This window comes from Falsiroseomonas sp. E2-1-a20, assembly GCF_051433195.1.
In the GTDB taxonomy this organism is placed as follows: domain Bacteria; phylum Pseudomonadota; class Alphaproteobacteria; order Acetobacterales; family Acetobacteraceae; genus Falsiroseomonas.
The window spans coordinates 1-1471 of record NZ_JBHMFT010000143.1 but is presented as its reverse complement, the minus strand read 5'-3'; the positions used below and the strand labels follow the sequence as shown (position 1 = coordinate 1471).

At 70.2% G+C, this 1471-nt stretch carries 1 protein-coding gene and 1 pseudogene; one reads left to right on the top strand and one right to left on the bottom strand.

Going from position 1 to position 1471, the window contains the following annotated elements; translation table 11 throughout:
• A pseudogene (locus tag ACFHPP_RS30985) lies at positions 1 to 408 on the bottom strand (hypothetical protein); the annotation flags it as partial.
• A gap of 247 nt (positions 409 to 655) precedes the next feature.
• On the opposite strand from ACFHPP_RS30985, the gene ACFHPP_RS30980 reads away from it, so the two are divergent.
• Positions 656 to 919: a hypothetical protein gene (locus tag ACFHPP_RS30980; RefSeq protein WP_437167073.1), complete on the top strand. Its 264-nt coding sequence runs from the start codon at positions 656 to 658 to the stop codon at positions 917 to 919.
• Positions 920 to 1471: the final 552 nt, after the last annotated feature.

The following is a 1471-nucleotide window of genomic DNA, read 5'->3' as shown; positions in this document are numbered from 1 at the left end:
AAGCCAGTGCCAGGCGGCGGCGGCGGCGTCGAGCAGCGCCACGCCGGTCGCGGTGCTGGCCTGCAGCGCCCGAAACGCCGCCTGGACCTCGGCTTCGTCCCGAGAATCCGGCGCGGTGAGCCAGCGGTGCAGCGCCAGCGCGGCGCGGCCGGCCTCGAACACCCCGCCGGCCTCGGCGAGGCTCTGGGCGCCGGCCAGGCGGCGCGGCCGCAGGCCCTCGGTCAGGGCGGCGAGGTGCCAGGGGTCGATCAGGAAACCGTCGACCGCGGCCTGGCGGCGCACGGCGTCGAGCCGGGCGCGGTGCAGCAGCGCCGGAAGCAGCTTGTGCTGGGCGCTGGCCTGGTCGAGCCGGGCCAAGGCGGCGGCGGCGCGGGCCAGGGCGCGGAGCAGCGCGGCGTCGGCGGGCATCAAAAGGCGTCCCTTTCAGAGGGTTGCGCGATATGGGTTACCTTAGACCGGCTTTGAAGTAAAACAAGCCGAATAAACCGCCAGACCCCCCTCCCCGGCCCCGGTTGCGCCCCAAAACAGTGTCCGATAAGGGAAGTTTATCGGACATAACTAACGCGAGGTGCCGCAAACTCGCCCCAGCCCCGCCATGCCGCCTCCGCTTTCCCGGCGTTGGTTTAATAGCGCAACGGACAAGGGATCGGACGCCATGGAGAGCACCGCCGAGGTCACCATCGAGACCCGGATCGTCGCGGCGGAGGCCAAGCTGGTCCGGCAACGGAAAATCGTGGCGGACAGGGTGGCCAACCAGCAGCACGAGGCCGCGGCGATGGGGATGCGGGTGCTGCGGACCATGGAAGCCAGTCTGGCCCTGCTGCGCGACCATCAGCGGATCGCGGAACAGCGGCATCCATCCCGCTCGGCAGGTCCCACCCACCTACGGCCGTCCTTGCCGGTGGTCGAGAACGCGTAGCCCAAGGCAGCGCCGTCTCAGGCGCGGTAATGGGGCGTTCTCACCACCGGCCAGATCAGGGCGAGGTGGAACCGGCGGCGACCGGAGCCAAGGCCGGCGCAGCGGGAACGGGCGGACGGGACCGCCCGCCCCCGGCGCATTCAGAGCCGGCGTAACGCTCGCCGACCGGGAACCTCCGCGATATGCCTCAGGGTGCAATTGTATGCAAACCCCTGCATTGAACCGCGCGGCACCGGAGGCGCGAGGGGTCTATCCTGAAGCTCCCCTGAACTGGCCCTGGCATCCCATGCCGGGGCCTTTCTTGTCTGGGCTGTCGGAGCGCCCGGCTACGACCGCTCCGCGTCCATGCGACGCCGGCGTGTTCCTTCCGGAATACCAATCCGGAGCCGGGTGGCTCGCTCCTGCACGGAAACAAGCGAGCGCCCTAACTGTTCGGCGATCAGCTTCGGCGGCGTGTTCATCTCGGCCAGCCGCCGGAGCGCTGCGTCATCGGCCTCGGTCCAGGGCTTGCGGGCGTTGGCTGCGGGTCGGGGTGCGGTCATGCCGCGTTAG

Excerpts from the sequence above, each read along its gene's own strand:
- ACFHPP_RS30980 (WP_437167073.1), top strand. The coding sequence starts at position 656 with ATGGAGAGCACCGCCGAGGTCACCATCGAGACCCGGATCGTCGCGGCG.